At 54.5% G+C, this 18011-nt stretch carries 11 protein-coding genes and 1 pseudogene; 3 read left to right on the top strand and 9 right to left on the bottom strand.

The window, feature by feature from the left end:
- Positions 1-39: 39 nt before the first annotated feature.
- A complete protein-coding gene (gene malT / locus J4685_RS20455; protein ID WP_000907030.1) occupies positions 40-2745 on the top strand; it encodes an HTH-type transcriptional regulator MalT in 2706 nt (901 codons plus the stop codon).
- A 73-nt stretch (positions 2746-2818) separates the two neighbouring features.
- Here malT and J4685_RS20450 read toward each other — a convergent pair whose 3' ends face one another.
- From J4685_RS20450 to glpE, 3 genes are all read right to left on the bottom strand, one after another.
- The gene (locus tag J4685_RS20450; RefSeq protein WP_000815084.1) at positions 2819-3577 is read right to left on the bottom strand and encodes a DeoR/GlpR family transcriptional regulator; all 759 of its coding nucleotides are present in this window, start codon (positions 3575-3577) and stop codon (positions 2819-2821) included.
- A 92-nt stretch (positions 3578-3669) separates the two neighbouring features.
- Positions 3670-4500 carry a rhomboid family intramembrane serine protease GlpG gene (glpG, locus tag J4685_RS20445; RefSeq protein ID WP_000928706.1) on the bottom strand — a complete coding sequence of 277 codons (831 nt, stop codon included), beginning with the start codon at positions 4498-4500 and terminating at the stop codon, positions 3670-3672.
- A 75-nt stretch (positions 4501-4575) separates the two neighbouring features.
- Complete coding sequence (glpE, locus tag J4685_RS20440) at positions 4576-4902, bottom strand: thiosulfate sulfurtransferase GlpE (protein ID WP_000434523.1); 327 nt, start codon at positions 4900-4902, stop codon at positions 4576-4578.
- Positions 4903-5100: 198 nt separating this feature from the next.
- Between glpE and glpD the strand changes: the two genes are divergently transcribed.
- On the top strand, positions 5101-6609 hold the full coding sequence (gene glpD, locus J4685_RS20435; protein ID WP_000448175.1) for a glycerol-3-phosphate dehydrogenase: 1509 nt from the start codon (positions 5101-5103) through the stop codon (positions 6607-6609).
- 91 nt (positions 6610-6700) lie between these two features.
- Here glpD and glgP read toward each other — a convergent pair whose 3' ends face one another.
- The 6 genes from glgP to asd form a co-directional block, all read right to left on the bottom strand.
- Positions 6701-9148 carry a glycogen phosphorylase gene (gene glgP, locus J4685_RS20430; protein ID WP_000993424.1) on the bottom strand — a complete coding sequence of 816 codons (2448 nt, stop codon included), beginning with the start codon at positions 9146-9148 and terminating at the stop codon, positions 6701-6703.
- 19 nt (positions 9149-9167) lie between these two features.
- The gene (gene glgA / locus J4685_RS20425) at positions 9168-10601 is read right to left on the bottom strand and encodes a glycogen synthase GlgA (RefSeq protein WP_001197669.1); all 1434 of its coding nucleotides are present in this window, start codon (positions 10599-10601) and stop codon (positions 9168-9170) included.
- A complete protein-coding gene (glgC, locus tag J4685_RS20420) occupies positions 10601-11896 on the bottom strand; it encodes a glucose-1-phosphate adenylyltransferase (RefSeq protein ID WP_000253995.1) in 1296 nt (431 codons plus the stop codon). The genes glgA and glgC overlap by 1 nt, the downstream gene beginning before the upstream one ends.
- A 14-nt stretch (positions 11897-11910) precedes the next feature.
- Positions 11911-13887 carry a glycogen debranching protein GlgX gene (glgX, locus tag J4685_RS20415; RefSeq protein ID WP_000192488.1) on the bottom strand — a complete coding sequence of 659 codons (1977 nt, stop codon included), beginning with the start codon at positions 13885-13887 and terminating at the stop codon, positions 11911-11913.
- Positions 13884-16070 (bottom strand): 1,4-alpha-glucan branching enzyme, encoded by a 2187-nt coding sequence (glgB, locus tag J4685_RS20410; protein WP_000098559.1) that lies wholly within the window; start codon positions 16068-16070, stop codon positions 13884-13886. The genes glgX and glgB overlap by 4 nt, the downstream gene beginning before the upstream one ends.
- 377 nt (positions 16071-16447) lie before the next feature.
- Positions 16448-17554 carry an aspartate-semialdehyde dehydrogenase gene (asd, locus tag J4685_RS20405; RefSeq protein WP_000799940.1) on the bottom strand — a complete coding sequence of 369 codons (1107 nt, stop codon included), beginning with the start codon at positions 17552-17554 and terminating at the stop codon, positions 16448-16450.
- Between the two features lie 234 nt (positions 17555-17788).
- On the opposite strand from asd, the pseudogene J4685_RS22805 reads away from it, so the two are divergent.
- Positions 17789-17863, top strand: a pseudogene (locus J4685_RS22805) (MarC family protein); the annotation flags it as partial.
- Positions 17864-18011 lie beyond the last annotated feature (148 nt).

The following is an 18011-nucleotide window of genomic DNA, read 5'->3' as shown; positions in this document are numbered from 1 at the left end:
ATCGCAGTTCCCCCCATTTCCCACAGTGAAGTGATTGCTATGTTGATTCCGTCTAAATTAAGTCGTCCGGTTCGTCTCGACCATACCGTGGTTCGTGAGCGGCTGTTGGCTAAACTTTCCGGCGCGAACAATTTCAGGCTCGCCCTGGTAACCAGTCCTGCTGGCTATGGCAAAACCACGCTTGTCTCACAGTGGGCGGCGGGCAAAAATGAATTGGGCTGGTACTCTCTCGACGAAGGCGATAACCAGCAAGAGCGATTCGCCAGTTACTTAATTGCCGCTATCCAACAGGCCACCGGCGGACACTGCTCTACCAGCGAAGCGATGGCGCAAAAACGTCAGTACGCCAGCCTGACGTCCCTCTTCGCGCAGCTCTTTATTGAACTGGCGCAGTGGCATCGCCCGCTTTATCTGGTGATTGACGACTACCATTTGATTACCAATCCGGTGATTCACGACGCGATGCGCTTTTTCTTACGGCATCAGCCGGAAAATTTCACCCTGGTGGTGTTATCGCGTAATTTGCCGCAATTGGGCATCGCTAACCTGCGCGTGCGCGATCAGCTGTTGGAAATCGGTAGCCAGCAGTTGGCTTTTAACCATCAGGAAGCAAAGCAATTTTTTGACCGTCGTCTTTCGTCGCCCATTGAAGCCGCTGAGAGCAGCCGCATGTGCGACGATGTGGCCGGTTGGGCCACTGCGCTACAGTTGATCGCCCTCTCCGCGCGCCAGAACCATACCTCTGCGCATCACTCCGCCCGCCGTCTTGCCGGGATTAATGCCAGCCACCTTTCTGATTATCTGGTGGACGAAGTACTGGATAACGTGGATGTCAGCACCCGACATTTTTTACTTAAAAGCGCGATCTTACGCTCAATGAATGACGCGTTGATCGTGCGCGTGACCGGCGAAGAAAACGGCCAGATGCGGCTGGAGGAGATTGAGCGCCAGGGGCTATTCCTGCAACGCATGGACGACACGGGCGAATGGTTCAGCTATCACCCGTTGTTTGGTAGCTTTCTGCGCCAGCGTTGCCAGTGGGAACTGGCGGCGGAACTGCCGGAGATCCACCGCGCGGCCGCGGAAAGCTGGATGGAACAGGGTTTTCCCAGCGAAGCTATTCATCATGCGCTGGCGGCAGGTGACGCGCAAATGCTGCGCGATATCCTGCTTAACCATGCGTGGGGGTTGTTTAATCACAGTGAACTGGCGCTGCTGGAAGAGTCATTAAAAGCGCTGCCGTGGGAAAGCCTGCTGGAAAATCCGCGGCTGGTGTTGTTACAGGCCTGGCTGATGCAAAGCCAACACCGCTACAGCGAAGTGAATACGTTGCTGGCGCGCGCCGAGCAAGAGATCAAAGGGGTCATGGACGGCACGCTGCATGCTGAATTTAACGCGCTGCGCGCCCAGGTCGCCATCAACGACGGCAATCCGGAAGAGGCAGAGCGGCTGGCGAAACTGGCGCTGGATGAGCTTCCTCTCGCCTGGTTTTATAGCCGCATTGTCGCGACCTCCGTTCACGGCGAAGTGCTGCACTGTAAAGGCGATCTCAGCCAGTCTTTATCGCTGATGCAGCAAACCGAACAAATGGCGCGCCATCATGACGTCTGGCATTACGCGCTGTGGAGCTTAATTCAACAAAGCGAAATTCAGTTCGCCCAGGGATTCCTGCAGGCCGCATGGGAAACGCAGGAGAGAGCCTTCCAGTTGATCAAAGAGCAACATCTGGAACAACTGCCGATGCATGAGTTTCTGGTACGTATCCGCGCGCAATTGCTGTGGGCGTGGGCGCGCCTTGACGAAGCGGAAGCCTCGGCGCGCAGCGGTATCGCTGTGCTGTCCACCTTCCAGCCGCAACAACAGTTGCAGTGCCTGACGTTACTGGTGCAGTGCTCGCTGGCGCGCGGCGATCTGGATAATGCCCGTAGTCAGCTTAACCGACTGGAAAACTTATTAGGCAATGGTCGTTATCACTGCGACTGGATCTCTAACGCCGATAAGGTGCGTGTCATTTACTGGCAGTTAACCGGCGACAAGAAATCCGCCGCCAACTGGTTACGCCATACGCCAAAACCGGCGTTTGCCAATAACCATTTTCTGCAAGGCCAGTGGCGCAATATCGCCCGCGCGCAGATCCTGCTGGGCGAATTCGAGCCTGCGGAAATCGTGCTGGAAGAGTTAAATGAGAATGCCCGTAGCCTGCGCTTAATGAGCGATTTAAACCGCAATCTGCTGTTACTCAATCAGCTTTACTGGCAATCCGGGCGGAAAAACGACGCCCAGCGCGTATTGCTTGATGCCTTACAGCTCGCCAACCGCACCGGATTTATCAGCCATTTTGTGATTGAAGGAGAAGCCATGGCGCAACAATTGCGTCAGCTTATCCAGCTCAATACGCTGCCGGAGATGGAGCAGCATCGCGCGCAGCGCATCCTGCGAGAGATTAACCAACATCACCGGCATAAATTCGCCCATTTTGACGAAGGCTTCGTCGAGCGTCTGCTTAACCATCCGGATGTCCCGGAGCTTATTCGCACCAGCCCGCTCACCCAGCGTGAATGGCAGGTGTTAGGACTTATCTATTCCGGTTACAGCAACGAACAGATTGCCGGCGAACTGGCGGTGGCCGCGACCACCATTAAGACGCATATCCGCAACCTCTACCAGAAACTCGGCGTCGCGCACCGTCAGGACGCGGTACAGCACGCGCAGCAGTTGCTGAAGATGATGGGGTATGGGGTTTAACGTGTGCCTGATGGCGCTTCGCTTATCAGGCCTACTATCGCGCGCAGAGTGTAGGCCTGATAAGACAGTCTTTTTAGCACAGCTCTAATTGAATATGGTGGTCGGCAATCACCTGCATCACGCCCGGCGGTGGTAGGGTATCGGTGTAGACCGCATCGACCATACTAATGCTGCCCATGTTTACCATCGCGTTACGGCCAAATTTAGAGTGATCCACCACCAGCATCACGTGGCGCGAATTTTCGATAATCGCGCGCTTGGTGCGTACCTCATGGTAGTCAAATTCCAGCAATGAGCCGTCGCTATCAATACCGCTAATACCGAGAATGCCGAAATCGAGACGGAACTGGGCGATAAAGTCCTGCGTCGCTTCGCCAATAATGCCGCCGTCGCGGCTACGGAGTTCGCCGCCGGCGAGGATAATACGAAAATCCTCTTTCGCCATTAGCGTGTTCGCTACGTTCAAATTGTTGGTCACGATCCGCAAATTACTGTGCCCTAACAGGGCGTGCGCTACGGCTTCCGGCGTCGTGCCGATATCAATAAACAGCGTTGAACCATTGGGGATCTGGGCCGCGACTTTGCGAGCGATGCGCTCTTTTTCTTCCGTTTGCGTCGCCTTACGATCGTGCCACGGCGTGTTCACCGAGCTGGAGGGCAACGCCGCGCCGCCGTGGTGGCGCAAAATCATATTCTGTTCCGCCAGATCGTTAAGATCCCGACGAATGGTTTGCGGGCTGACAGAAAAATGCTCCACCAGCTCTTCCGTACTGACGTACCCCTGTTTTTTCACCAGTTCAATGATCGCGTCATGCCGTTGTGTTTGTTTCATGAATAATCTCTGAAAGTAACCAACCTTGCGCCGGATAGCGGCATCGCCCTACCCGGCCTGGAAAAATATCTCGACCACAGGCTGGATACGCCTCACGTTCGTTTTCGCGCATTCAGCGTATCAACAAAGGCCATCGCTAAACCGACGATAAGCCCGGCGATGTGCGCGCCGTTCGCCATAGACATGCCAAACCAGTCAAACCAACTAGCAACTATCCACAATAATGCAAAAATAATTAAGCCGCGCTGGAGGTAAATTCCGCTTTGCGGATCGCGCTCTCCGCGCAGCCACACGTACCCCATCAGCGCATAGACGACGCCGGACAGCCCGCCAAACCACGGGCCGCTAAATTTCTGCTGTACATAGCCGCTTAGCAGCGCGCTTATCACCGTAATGACGATTAATTTACCGCTGCCCAGGCGCTTCTCTACCGCCCCGCCGAGATACCACCACCACAGCAGGTTAAAAAGAATATGCATCAGTGAGAAGTGCATAAAGATATGGGTGAAGTAGCGCCAGACTTCAAATTTTAAAACCGGATCGAACGGCCACGCCAGCCACACCATCACCGTCTGATCGCCGATGAGACTCATCGCGATATAGACCACCACGCAGGCGAGCATCACGATCCAGGTAACAGGGCCGGCTCGTTCACGCAGCGTGGCGAGAAAGGGAAAACGGCGGTAGCGTAGCCCGCTGTTAGTCTGCCCGGACTGCCAGCTAGCCGCCAGATAACGCGGATCGCCGGGATTTTCTATAAACCGCGCCAGCTCGACCCGCACACGTTCGGCCTGCGATTCATCCGCCAGCCAGATATCGCTTTGATTATGTTGCTGAATAGTAAGAATGACGCCCTGGGTGGCCATGTAATCAACAAATGCCTGCGCCACGCGAGGATTCGCAAAGGAAGTAATCATCAACATTATTGCTGTCGCTTAGTCCATACAAAAGAAGACAGTATATATACCCTTCTCGTCGGAGGCTGCATCTTTATGGGATTACGCGCCATTCGCGACATCGGCAGGGAAACGGCGATGCCAGGCCTCAAACCCGCCGTCAATGCTGTAAACCGCATCATAGCCTTGCTGGAGCAGATACTGCGCGGCGCCTTTACTACTGTTGCCGTGATAGCACATTACCATCACGGCGGTATCGAAACCATGCTCACGCATAAACGCGCCCAGCGTATCGTTAGTCAAGTGAAACGCCTGCGGCGCATGACCCATGGCATAACTTTGCGGATCGCGAATATCGACCAGCACCGCCGCGCCCTGGTGCAGTTTCTGATACGCCTCTTCTACAGTGATACATTCAAATTGTTCCATGAATCGCTCTTTCATTATTGCCGGTGAAGCCAATTAAGGCATTTTATCGCCCAGTGTACGTTGACGGAGTAGCTTAACGCCATAATGTTATACATATCACTCTAAAATGTTTTTTCGATGTTACCAATAGCGCGTTTCTTTGCTATTATGTTCGATAACGAACATTTTTGAACTTTAACGAAAGTGCAAGAGGGCAGCATGGAAACCAAAGATCTGATCGTGATAGGCGGGGGCATTAACGGTGCAGGCATCGCGGCTGATGCCGCCGGACGCGGTTTGTCCGTACTCATGCTGGAAGCGCAGGATTTGGCCTGCGCAACCTCTTCCGCCAGTTCGAAACTTATCCACGGCGGCTTACGCTACCTTGAACACTACGAGTTCCGTCTGGTCAGCGAAGCGCTGGCCGAACGTGAAGTGCTGTTGAAAATGGCGCCGCACATCGCCTTCCCGATGCGTTTTCGTCTGCCGCACCGCCCGCACTTACGTCCGGCCTGGATGATCCGTATCGGTCTGTTTATGTACGATCACCTCGGCAAACGTACCAGTTTACCCGGTTCCACCGGTGTGCGGTTTGGCGCAGATTCGGTACTCAAACCTGAAATCGTGCGCGGATTCGAATACTCCGACTGCTGGGTAGACGATGCGCGTCTGGTACTGGCCAACGCACAGATGGTGGTGCGTAAAGGCGGCGAAGTCCTTACCCGTACTCGCGCAACCGCCGCTCGTCGGGAAAATGGCCTGTGGATTGTCGAAGCGGAAGATATCGACACCGGTAAAAAATATGTCTGGCAGGCGCGCGGACTGGTTAACGCCACCGGCCCGTGGGTCAAACAGTTCTTCGACGAAGGGATGCACCTGCCGTCGCCGTATGGCATCCGCCTGATCAAAGGCAGCCATATCGTCGTGCCGCGCGTCCATAATCAGAAACAGGCGTATATTCTGCAAAACGAAGATAAGCGTATCGTCTTTGTCATTCCGTGGATGGAAGAGTTTTCGATCATTGGCACAACCGATGTCGAATATAAAGGCGATCCGAAAGCGGTAAAAATTGAAGAGAGCGAAATTAATTACCTGTTGAAGGTCTATAACGCGCACTTCCAGAAACAACTGGGGCGCGATGACATCGTCTGGACGTACTCCGGTGTCCGTCCGCTGTGCGATGATGAGTCCGACTCGCCGCAGGCGATCACTCGCGATTATACCCTTGATATTCATGATGAAAACGGCAAAGCGCCGCTGCTTTCCGTGTTTGGCGGTAAGCTCACGACCTACCGTAAGCTGGCTGAACACGCGATGGAAAAACTGGCGTCTTATTATCCAGGCATCGGGCCGGCATGGACCAAAACGTGCGTACTGCCCGGCGGCGACATCGACGGCAGCCGCGAAGATTACGCGGCGAAGCTGCGTCGTCGTTATCCGTTCCTGATGGAATCGCTGGCGCGCCACTATTCGCGCACTTACGGCAGCAACACGGAGTGGATTCTCGGCGAAGCCACGTCGCTGCTTGATTTAGGCGAAGATTTCGGTCATGAGTTTTACGAGGCGGAACTCAAGTACCTGGTGGATCACGAATGGGTGCGCCGTACTGAAGACGCTATCTGGCGTCGCACCAAAGAAGGCATGTGGCTGACCGCCGAACAGCAGTCCCGCATCACCCAGTGGCTGGCGGCGTATGTTGAGAAACACCAACTTTCAATGGCGTCCTGAGAAAAATGCCGGATGGCGGCTAACGCCTGATCCGGCCTACAAGGATACATAAACGTAGGCCGGGCAAGCGAGGCGCCGTCGGCATCGGGATTTACAACCGCACCGGATCAATATGCCAGATATTTTCGGCATACTCTTTGATGGTTCTGTCCGATGAGAAGTAGCCCATATTGGCAATGTTGAGCATCGCTTTCGTCGTCCACTCTTCCGGGCGACGATACAACTCATCCACCTTATCCTGGCAGTCCACGTAGCTGCGGTAGTCCGCCAGCACCTGATAGTGATCGCCAAAGTTAATCAGAGAATCTACCAGATCGCGGTAACGGCCTGGCTCTTCCGGATTAAAGACGCCGCTACCAATCTGCGTCAGTACCTGATGTAGCTCTTCATCTTTTTCATAATAGTCGCGAGGCTTATAACCCTGCCTGCGCAACGCTTCCACCTCTTCTGCAGTATTACCGAAGATAAAGATATTCTCCTCGCCGACATGCTCCTGCATCTCTACGTTCGCACCATCCAGCGTACCAATGGTGAGCGCGCCGTTCAGGGCAAATTTCATATTACTGGTGCCGGAAGCTTCTGTCCCTGCCAGCGAAATCTGCTCAGACAGGTCAGCAGCGGGAATGATTACCTGCGCCAGGCTGACGCTGTAGTTCGGGATAAACACTACTTTCAGCTTGTCGCCAATCTGCGGATCGTTGTTAATCACTTTCGCTACGTCGTTGATCAGATGAATAATGTGTTTTGCCATGTAATAGGCGGAAGCCGCCTTACCGGCAAAAATATTCACCCGCGGCACCCAGTCGGCCTCCGGATTTTCTTTAATGCGGTTATAGCGGGTAATGACATGCAGTACGTTCATCAACTGCCGCTTGTATTCGTGAATACGCTTAATCTGCACGTCGAATAACGCTTTAGGGTTCACCACCACATTCAGTTGTTGCGCTATCACTACCGCCAGCCGTTTTTTATTTTCCAGCTTCGCCTGACGCACCGCATGATTGACCAGCGGATAATCACAATGCTGCTTCAGCTCGCTGAGCTGACTAAGATCGGTACGCCAGGTACGACCAATATTCTCATCCAGCACGTCAGACAGCGGCGGGTTTGCCAGCGCCAGCCAGCGGCGCGGCGTAACGCCGTTAGTGACGTTACAAAAACGGGTCGGGAAAATCTTCGCAAAATCCGCGAACAGCGACTGCACCATCAGGTTGGAATGGAGTTCAGAAACGCCGTTGACTTTATGGCTGACCACCACCGCCAGCCAGGCCATCCGTACCCGGCGGCCGTTCGACTCATCAATAATCGACGCGCGTCCAAGCAGGCTGGTATCGTTGGGATATTGCTCCTGCAACGTTTTCAGGAAATAGTCGTTAATCTCGAAGATAATCTGCAGGTGACGGGGCAGAATTTTCCCCAGCATATCGACAGGCCAGGTCTCCAGCGCCTCGCTCATCAACGTATGGTTGGTATAAGAGAAGACCTGACAGCACACCTCAAACGCGTCGTCCCAGCTAAATTTATGTTCATCAATCAGCAGGCGCATCAGCTCCGGAATTGACAGCACCGGATGCGTATCATTGAGGTGAATGGCGATTTTATCCGCCAGATTCTCATAGGTTTTATGCAGTTGATAATGACGGTGCAGGATATCCTGCACCGTCGCCGAGACCAGAAAATACTCCTGGCGCAGGCGTAGCTCTCGTCCGGAATAGGTGGAATCGTCCGGGTAGAGTACCCGTGAAACGTTCTCAGAGTGGTTTTTATCTTCCACCGCCGCAAAGTAGTCGCCCTGGTTGAATTTACCGAGGTTGATTTCACTACTGGCCTGCGCATTCCACAGCCGCAGTGTGTTAGTGGCGTCGGTGTCGTAACCGGGGATGATCTGATCATACGCGACGGCCAGAATCTCTTCCGTCTCAATCCAGCGCGCTTTTTTACCTTCCTGCTGAATGCGCCCGCCAAAAAGCACCTTATAGCGCGTATTGTGGCGCTTGAACTCCCACGGGTTGCCATATTCCAGCCAGTAATCCGGAGATTCTTTTTGCCGCCCGTCGACAATATTCTGCTTAAACATGCCGTAGTCGTAGCGAATGCCATACCCGCGACCCGGTAATCCTAGCGTCGCCAGCGAGTCCAGGAAGCAAGCCGCCAGCCGTCCTAAGCCGCCGTTGCCAAGCCCTGGGTCATTCTCTTCATCGATCAGCTCTTCGAGATCTAAGCCCATGGCCTCCAGCGCGCCTTTAACGTCGTCATAAATGCCCAGCGAGAGCAGCGCGTTAGAGAGAGTACGACCAATCAAAAACTCCATCGACAGGTAATAAACCTGCCGGGTTTCCTGCGATAATTGGGCTCGATTAGAACGCAGCCAGCGCTCCACCAGACGATCGCGCACCGCGAACAACGTGGCGTTCAGCCATTCGTGTTTATTGGCAATGACCGGGTCTTTACCAATCGTAAACATCAGCTTATAGGCAATAGAATGCTTAAGCGCCTCAACGCTGAGTGTGGGCGATGCATAAGTAAACGGAGCATTCATATAAATGATTCCTGGATGACTATTTCAAGCGATAGTACAGCTCGCGGTATGATTTCGCGGCAACTTGCCAGCTAAAATCCATCGCCATCGCCTGCCGTTGTACAAACCGCCAAAGCGAAGGCCGTGACCACAACACAAAAGCACGCCGAATCGCGCGTAGCAACGACCAGGCATTACTGTCTTCGAAGACAAAACCGCTGGCGATACCGTCCGCCAGATTTTCCAGCGAACTGTCGGAGACCGTATCGGCCAACCCCCCGGTACGCCGCACCAGAGGCAGCGTGCCATACTTTAAGCCATATAACTGCGTTAAGCCGCACGGTTCGAAACGACTGGGCACCAGAATAACGTCCGCGCCGCCCATAATGCGATGCGAGAAAGCTTCGTGATAGCCGATCTGTACGCCAACCTGCCCTGGGTGTTCCGCCGCCGCCGCGAGGAACCCTTCCTGAAGCACCGGATCGCCCGCGCCGAGTAGCGCCAACTGCCCGCCCTGCTCCAGCAGCCCCGGTAACGCCTCCAGCACCAGATCCAGACCTTTCTGGTTGGTCAGACGGCTTACCACGGCAAACAGCGGCACTTTGTCGTTAACCTTCAACCCCATCGCAATTTGTAGCTGACGTTTGTTTTCCGCCTTCTCTTCCAGGGTATCGCGCGTGTAGCGCGACGCCAGCAGCAGATCGGATTCCGGGTTCCAGATCTTCTCATCCACGCCGTTCAGTATGCCGGACAAGCGCCCTTCCAGATGACGCTGGCGCAGCAGGCCTTCCATACCATAAGCAAACTGCGGTTCGGTAATTTCACGCGCATAGGTCGGGCTCACCGCCGTAATATGGTCGGCATAGTACAAACCGGCCTTCAAAAAGGAGAGTTGTCCGTTGAACTCCAGCCCATGCATATTAAAGAATGACCACGGCAGTTCGATGTCATCCATATGCTTTGCATAAAACATGCCTTGATAGGCCAGGTTGTGTACGGTAAAGACCGATTTCGCCGGCCGCCCGCGCGCCGCCAGATAGGCGGGCGCCAGCCCAGCGTGCCAGTCATGGGCGTGCACCACGTCGGGGCGCCAGAATGGATCAAGTCCGCAGGCCATTTCACAGCCGACCCACCCTAACAGGGCAAAGCGCAGCACGTTATCGGTATAGGCATATAAATTCGTATCGTGATAGGGACTGCCTGGACGCTCGTACAGATGCGGCGCGTCGATTAGATAAATGCCTACGCCGTTATAATGCCCAAACAGCAGCGATATCTTACCTGCGAAAGTATCGCGGCGGCTCACCACATGCGCGTCGGGTATCCCCCGACGGATATCGGGAAACCCTGGAAGCAGAACGCGAACATCAACACCATCCGCAATTTGTGCCGCAGGCAACGCGCCTATCACATCCGCCAGCCCCCCAGTCTTCAGCAGGGGGAACATCTCTGAACATACATGTAAAACCTGCATTATCGCTCCTGTTTGACCTGCAGTTTGCGCAGCATTTCACGCGTGACCAGTACAATACCTTCTTCTGAACGGTAGAAACGACGAGCGTCCTCTTCCGCATTTTCACCAATCACCATGCCTTCCGGGATAATACAGGCACGGTCAATAACACAGCGACGTAAACGGCAGGAGCGTCCTACCCAAACCTCAGGTAACAACACTGCCGAATCAATATTACAAAAAGAATTTATTCTCACCCGTGGGAAGAGCACAGATTGCACCACCACCGAACCGGAGATAATGCAGCCGCCGGAGACCAGCGAGTTCAGCGTCATACCGTGGCTACCGGAGCGGTCCTGCACGAATTTCGCAGGCGGTAGCGATTCCATATGCGTACGGATAGGCCAGTTCTGGTCATACATATCCAGCTCCGGCGTCACCGAGGCTAAATCCAGGTTCGCCTTCCAGTAAGCTTCCAGCGTACCTACATCGCGCCAGTACGGTTCGGCTTGCGGATCGGACTGCACGCAGGAGAGCGGGAAAGGATGCGCGTAAGCCATACCTTCGCGGGTGATTTTGGGGATAATGTCTTTACCGAAATCGTGGCTGGAAGCGTCATCTTTATCGTCTGCCGCCAGCAATTCATACAGGTAATCGGCGTCAAAAACGTAAATGCCCATACTGGCCAGCGATTTGCTGGCGTCACCAGGCATTGCGGGGGGATTCGCCGGTTTTTCGACAAAATCAATAATCTTGTCGCTTTCATCGACCGCCATCACGCCGAACGCCGTCGCTTCTTTGATCGGCACCGGCATACAGGCCACCGTGCAACGCGCGCCCTTTTCAACGTGATCGATCAACATACGCGAGTAGTCCTGCTTATAGATATGATCGCCTGCCAGGATGACGACATATTCCGCTTTATAGCGACGAATAATATCCAGGTTCTGGGTCACCGCGTCTGCCGTGCCGCGATACCAGTTTTCGCCCTTCATACGCTGTTGAGCTGGCAGCAGATCGACAAATTCGTTCATCTCTTCGCTAAACAGTGACCAGCCGCGCTGAATATGCTGCACCAGCGTATGGGACTGATACTGAGTGATCACGCCGATACGGCGAATCCCGGAGTTCAGACAATTAGATAAGGCGAAATCGATGATGCGGAACTTCCCACCAAAGTGGACGGCTGGTTTGGCGCGTTTGTTCGTTAAATCTTTTAGACGCGTGCCGCGGCCGCCGGCCAGGATTAGGGCAACAGATTTCAGTGGCAGCTGGCGCGCCAACATTACACGATCGTTCTTCTCTAAACTCACCATGATTAACTCCTTTTTTATCCTCTCTGGAACACACACAGTCCATGCGCAGGTCCCTGCCAGACCGCCGTTATCACCGGATTATCCTCTCCAGCGAATGGGGGAACGGCGCGCCATTCCCCTTCGGGCAAAACTATATCTGTCACCTCAAGCGTGGCATTTATCGCAATCAGAAAACGGTCCGACAACAGAATTTGCATCAGCTTAGGCCCGTTTTGCCACTCATCCGCACTCAAGGGTTGCGCGTTTTTATTCAGCCAACGCACGTTGCCATCGCCTTCTTCCCACCAGCTATTGCCGGTTAAAGCCGGTATCTGCTGACGCAAACGAATCAGCGCGGCGGTAAACGTGGTTAACCCACGATTTGCCTGCTGCCAGTCCAGCCAGGTTAAGGCATTATCCTGACAGTAGGCGTTATTGTTGCCGTGCTGGCTATGGCCGTGTTCATCGCCTGCCAGCAGCATCGGCGTTCCCTGAGAGAGCAGTAGCGTCGCCAGCAGGGCATGAATGCTGTCGCGCCGCCGCTCCATTAAATCAAGAGGACCGCCTAATCCTTCTTTACCATGATTGTCGCTGTAATTGCTGTTGGTGCCGTCGCGATTTTCCTCACCGTTCGCCTCATTGTGTTTCTGATTGAAACAGACGCAGTCCCGGAGCGTAAAACCGTCATGCGCCGTGAGCAGATTGACAGAGGCGCCGGGCGCGCGGCCATTGCGTTTAAACACATCGCTGGAAGCGGCGAAACGACAGGCAAACTCCCCGGTCGTCAGGTTACGCGGCAACCAGAATCGGCGGGCCGCATCGCGAAAATGATCGTTCCACTCGGCAAACGGTGGCGGAAAATTCCCGACCTGATAGCCGCCCTCGCCAATATCCCACGGTTCAGCAATCAGCTTGACCGTTGATAACACAGGACACGCTTTAATCGCGGCGAACAGCGGCGCATCCTGGCGAAACGTCGGCGTGCGCCCCATGACGGACGCCAAATCAAAACGAAAACCATCGACATGACAGGTTTCCACCCAATAGCGCAAACACTCGCACGCGTATTCCACCACGTCGGGATGGCTTAAATTGAGCGTGTTGCCGCACCCCGTCCAGTTGTGATAATCGCCATCGTCCCTTATCCAATAATAGCTACGGTTATCAATTCCGCGCAGGGAGAAGGTTGGACCGTCCAGATCCAGCTCGGCGCTATGGTTTAATACGATGTCCAGAATGACCTCAATCCCCGCGCGATGCAGCGCTTTCACCGCATCGCGAAACTCGTCCAGCGCCGTCTCGGGCGAACTGGCCCAGGCGGGATGCAGCGCGAACATCGCCATCGGGTTATAACCCCAATAATTGGTCAGCCCCATACGTTGCAGGCGCGGCTCGCTGGCAAACTGCGCCACCGGCAACAGTTCCAGCGCCGTAATGCCAAGCTGTTTGAAGTACGCCACCATGACCGGATGACCGAGCGCTTTATAGGTACCGCGTATCTCCTGGGGGAGTTCCGGATGCAGGTAGGTAAGCCCTTTGACATGCGCTTCATAGATGACCGTTTTTCCCCACGGCGTGCGCGGCGCGGCGTCATCTTCCCAGTCATAATGGTCGCTGATTACCACGCTTTTCGGCGCCACCGCCGCGTTATCGCGGTAGTCCGGTTCATCGTGTCCGCCGTGCAACAGCGGATGATCTTTTAGTTCGCCCTCGACCCGGCGCGCATAAGGGTCAAGCAGTAACTTCGCCGGATTAAACCGATGCCCCTGCGCTGGTTGCCACGGGCCATGTACGCGATAGCCATAGCGCAAACCTGGCCTGGCGCCTGCCAGATAACCATGCCAGACATCGCCGCGACGTCCTGGCAGGTCATAGCGACGCTCATTCCCTCGGGAATCAAAAACGCACAGCTCTACGCGCTCCGCATGGGCGGAAAAGAGCGTGAAATTCACGCCATGACCGTCATACGTTGCGCCATGCGGCGTTGCTTCGCCGATCGCAAGCTGCGTCATTCCCCCTCCCGCATCAGCCAGATCGTCGCCAACGGCGGTAACGTCAGGTTAAGAGAGTGCTGACGGCCATGGCTTTCGATCTCATCGCTGTGCACCACACCGCCATTGCCGGTGTTGCTACCGTGATAATGCATCGAATCAGTATTGAGAATTTCACGCCAGCGTCCCGGCTGGTTGATGCCAAAGCGGTAGTCGTGGCGAGGAACGGGCGTAAAGTTGCTGGCGACGATGATCTCGTTACCGGCTTTATCACGGCGTACAAAAATCAGTACCGAGCGTTCATTGTCATCGACCACCAGCCACTCAAAGCCGTAAGCATCGAAATCCAGCTCATGCAACGCTTTATGGTGGCGATAGGTGTGGTTGAGATCGCGCACCAGACGCTGAACCCCGTGGTGCCAGTTATCGCCCCCCTCCAGCAGGTGCCAGTCGAGGCTGGCGTCATGGTTCCACTCGCGTCCCTGGGCAAACTCATTCCCCATAAACAGCAGTTTCTTGCCGGGGAAGGCCCACATCCAGCCATAATAAGCGCGCAGGTTGGCGAATTTTTGCCACGCATCGCCCGGCATACGATCGAGAATGGATTTCTTGCCGTGAACCACCTCATCGTGCGACAGCGGCAGAACAAAGTTTTCGGTATGGTTGTACAACATACCAAAGGTCAGCTTGTCGTGATGATACTGGCGGTACACCGGGTCCAGCTTCATGTAGTCCAGCGTGTCGTGCATCCAGCCCAGATTCCACTTGTACCAGAACCCCAGCCCGCCCGTTTCCGGTGGGCGCGTCACGCCAGAGAAGTCTGTCGACTCTTCCGCCATGCTGACCGCGCCGGGCACCTGCTCGCCAATAATGCGGTTGGTATTACGCAGAAACTCAATGGCTTCCAGGTTTTCACGACCGCCGAACTCGTTCGGTATCCACTCGCCCTCTTTGCGGCTGTAGTCGCGGTAGATCATAGAGGCCACCGCATCGACACGCAGCGCATCAATCCCAAAACGCTCCATCCAGTACAGGGCGTTACCCACCAGATAATTACTGACTTCACGACGACCATAGTTGTAGATCAGCGTATTCCAGTCCTGGTGATAGCCCTCGCGCGGGTCGCTGTGCTCATAGAGGTGGGTGCCGTCAAACTCCGCGAGGCTAAATTCATCGGACGGGAAATGGCCCGGCACCCAGTCGAGAATGACGTTAAGGCCCGCCGCATGGGCCGCATTGATGAAATAGCGGAAGTCGTCCAGCGTACCAAAGCGGCGGGTCGGCGCGTAGAGGCCGGTCGGCTGGTAGCCCCAACTGCCGTCAAACGGATGTTCGTTAACCGGCAAGAGTTCAAGGTGCGTAAAGCCCATCCATTTGGCGTAAGGCACAAGCTGATCCGCCAGCTCACGATAGCTCAGCCAGAAATTGTTATCCGTATGGCGGCGCCATGAACCTAAATGCACCTCATAAATCGAGATCGGCGCATCAAACTGATTGGCTTTTTGTCGTTCTTCGCTTGGCGTCACTTTCTCCGGCAGTCCGCAAATCATCGACGCCGTTTCCGGACGCATCTGCGCCTCAAAAGCATAGGGATCGGCTTTAATGCGCAGATTACCGTTCGCATCAAGCAGCTCGAATTTATACAGTTGTCCATTATGCGCGCCGGGGATAAACAGCTCCCAAATACCGCTCTCTTTGCGCAGACGCATCGGGTGGCGACGCCCATCCCAATAGTTGAATTGCCCGACAACCGAAACGCGACGGGCATTAGGCGCCCAGACGGAGAAACGGGTGCCGGTGACGCCATCCATCGTATCGGCATGCGCGCCCAGCGTTTCATAAGGACGCAAGTGGGTGCCTTCCGACAATAGCCAGGCATCCATTTCCTGCATTAATGGACCAAAACGGTAAGGATCGTCGATGAGGTTCTGCTGTCCGTGCCAGGTCACGGCGAGCTGATAGCGAAAGAAATTTTTACGTCGGGGTAAAACGCCGCAGAAAAAACCGCGAGCGTCGAGACATTCCAGTTTGCCGACTTTACGTCCGGTTTTGGGTTCAATCACCCATACGTCGGTGGCGTCAGGTAATAGGGCGCGGACTTCTAGTCCGGCTTGGGTCTGGTGCATTCCGAGTACGGAAAAAGGGTCCGCAAAATGTCCTGCAATTAGCGCATTAATCACGTCTCTATCGATACGACTGGACATGGTTTGTCATCCTGTTTTGTGGCGTCACTCCATCTCACTGAATTCAACATCAGGTAGTGACACTTCTTTGACCTGAACGGCGCAGCACACTGTGCATCCTATCTGCGTCGTCCTACCTTCAGGTTAGGCTTAATACCCGTGGGATTAAGCTACCCTTAAAGAATAGCCAATGCTCTGCTTAACTCCTGATAAAAATGAAACATCTGCGTTTACTCCTGTATTACGCAAAAAAAAGGGTGACGATGCACCCTACATATCAATCTGACGTCTGCTTGCCGACTACGCCTTATCTGGCGGATATTGCTGAATGGCGGCGCTGACGCGCCTTATCGGGCCTACAGAACCACACGCAGGCCCGATAAGCGCTGCAATAGCCACTACGCCAACTGGCGCAGCATTCGACGCAGCGGCTCGGCGGCGCCCCATAACAACTGGTCGCCTACGGTAAACGCCGACAAGAACTCTGGCCCCATGTTCAGCTTACGCAGACGACCAACCGGCGTAGTCAACGTGCCGGTCACCGCCGCCGGGGTTAATTCGCGCATAGTGATATCACGATCGTTCGGCACCACTTTCGCCCACGGATTATGTGCCGCCAGCAGTTCTTCCACCGTCGGAATGGATACCTCTTTTTTCAGCTTAATGGTGAACGCCTGGCTGTGACAGCGCAGCGCGCCGACGCGCACGCACAAACCATCAACCGGAATCACAGAGGCAGTATTGAGGATCTTGTTGGTTTCCGCCTGGCCTTTCCACTCTTCACGGCTTTGGCCGTTATCAAGCTGTTTGTCGATCCAGGGGATCAGGCTTCCCGCCAGCGGTACGCCAAAGTTATCAACCGGCAGCTCGCCGCTGCGGGTCAATGCCGTAACTTTGCGTTCAATATCAAGAATTGCGGAAGACGGCGTCGCCAGTTCATCGGCGACATGGCCATACAACTGACCCATCTGGGTTAACAGCTCGCGCATATGGCGCGCGCCGCCGCCGGAGGCGGCCTGATAGGTCGCGACGGATACCCAGTCAACGAGATTATGGGCAAAGAGACCGCCCAGCGACATCAACATCAGGCTAACGGTACAGTTACCGCCCACAAAGGTCTTCACGCCATTGTTCAGGCCGTCGGTAATCACGTCCTGGTTGACCGGGTCGAGAATAATAATGGCATCATCTTTCATGCGCAGCGTAGAAGCCGCATCAATCCAGTAACCCTGCCATCCGCTTTCGCGCAGCTTTGGATAAATTTCGTTGGTATAATCGCCGCCCTGGCAGGTCACGATGATATCGAGCGCTTTTAGCGCATCCAGATCAAAAGCGTCCTGTAGCGTGCCGGTGGAGGTGTCGCCGAAGGTGGGCGCCGCCTGTCCAAACTGGGAGGTAGAAAAGAAAACAGGGCGAATAGCGTCGAAATCGCGCTCCTCTACCATGCGTTGCATGAGAACAGAGCCGACCATTCCGCGCCAGCCGATAAAACCAACATTTTTCATAGCGTTTTTTTCCTGCAAAGAGATGTGCTGTGTATGCGCGCCAGTATCCTGTGGCGCATCCTTCACCATACAAAAAGCAGCCAAAGTCGCAAGTGAAATTAATCAATGATAGCGAAGCCATCAGTAATGCGACTTATCCTGCCTTACCGCGCAAGCAGAAAGTCCAGTGGCGATTATCAGGGAATTTGCGTTAGGAAGGGAATCATTTCCGTCGCTGTTTTATTGATCCTAATTATGGATCAGCGTAGAAATTTGCCTGTTTTTATGCGCGTACTGAAACATGGCGAGGCAAAACGTCGTTGGGCGATTGCCATGCACACCTCAATAAATAATAAATATCCTCCGGCATAGCCGGAGGTTTTTCAGATGCGCCTGTAAGGCTCTCTTACCAGCCGCGCCCTAACAGGCGCATACGATCTGACATTTGCATCAAACTTCGTTACTTACGGCCCGTAAA

The sequence above is a fragment of the Salmonella sp. 32100201201700099SM genome, assembly GCF_017572645.1.
GTDB classification, from domain to species: Bacteria; Pseudomonadota; Gammaproteobacteria; order Enterobacterales; family Enterobacteriaceae; genus Salmonella; species Salmonella enterica.
The sequence above is the reverse complement of the archived record's forward strand: the minus strand, read 5'-3'. Positions and strand labels throughout refer to the sequence as shown.

Coding starts and splice junctions, on each gene's coding strand:
- malT (WP_000907030.1), top strand. CDS start 40: ATGTTGATTCCGTCTAAATTAAGTCGTCCGGTTCGTCTCGACCATACC.
- J4685_RS20450 (WP_000815084.1), bottom strand. CDS start 3,577: ATGAAACAAACACAACGGCATGACGCGATCATTGAACTGGTGAAAAAA.
- glpG (WP_000928706.1), bottom strand. CDS start 4,500: ATGTTGATGATTACTTCCTTTGCGAATCCTCGCGTGGCGCAGGCATTT.
- glpE (WP_000434523.1), bottom strand. CDS start 4,902: ATGGAACAATTTGAATGTATCACTGTAGAAGAGGCGTATCAGAAACTG.
- glpD (WP_000448175.1), top strand. CDS start 5,101: ATGGAAACCAAAGATCTGATCGTGATAGGCGGGGGCATTAACGGTGCA.
- glgP (WP_000993424.1), bottom strand. CDS start 9,148: ATGAATGCTCCGTTTACTTATGCATCGCCCACACTCAGCGTTGAGGCG.
- glgA (WP_001197669.1), bottom strand. CDS start 10,601: ATGCAGGTTTTACATGTATGTTCAGAGATGTTCCCCCTGCTGAAGACT.
- glgC (WP_000253995.1), bottom strand. CDS start 11,896: ATGGTGAGTTTAGAGAAGAACGATCGTGTAATGTTGGCGCGCCAGCTG.
- glgX (WP_000192488.1), bottom strand. CDS start 13,887: ATGACGCAGCTTGCGATCGGCGAAGCAACGCCGCATGGCGCAACGTAT.
- glgB (WP_000098559.1), bottom strand. CDS start 16,070: ATGTCCAGTCGTATCGATAGAGACGTGATTAATGCGCTAATTGCAGGA.
- asd (WP_000799940.1), bottom strand. CDS start 17,554: ATGAAAAATGTTGGTTTTATCGGCTGGCGCGGAATGGTCGGCTCTGTT.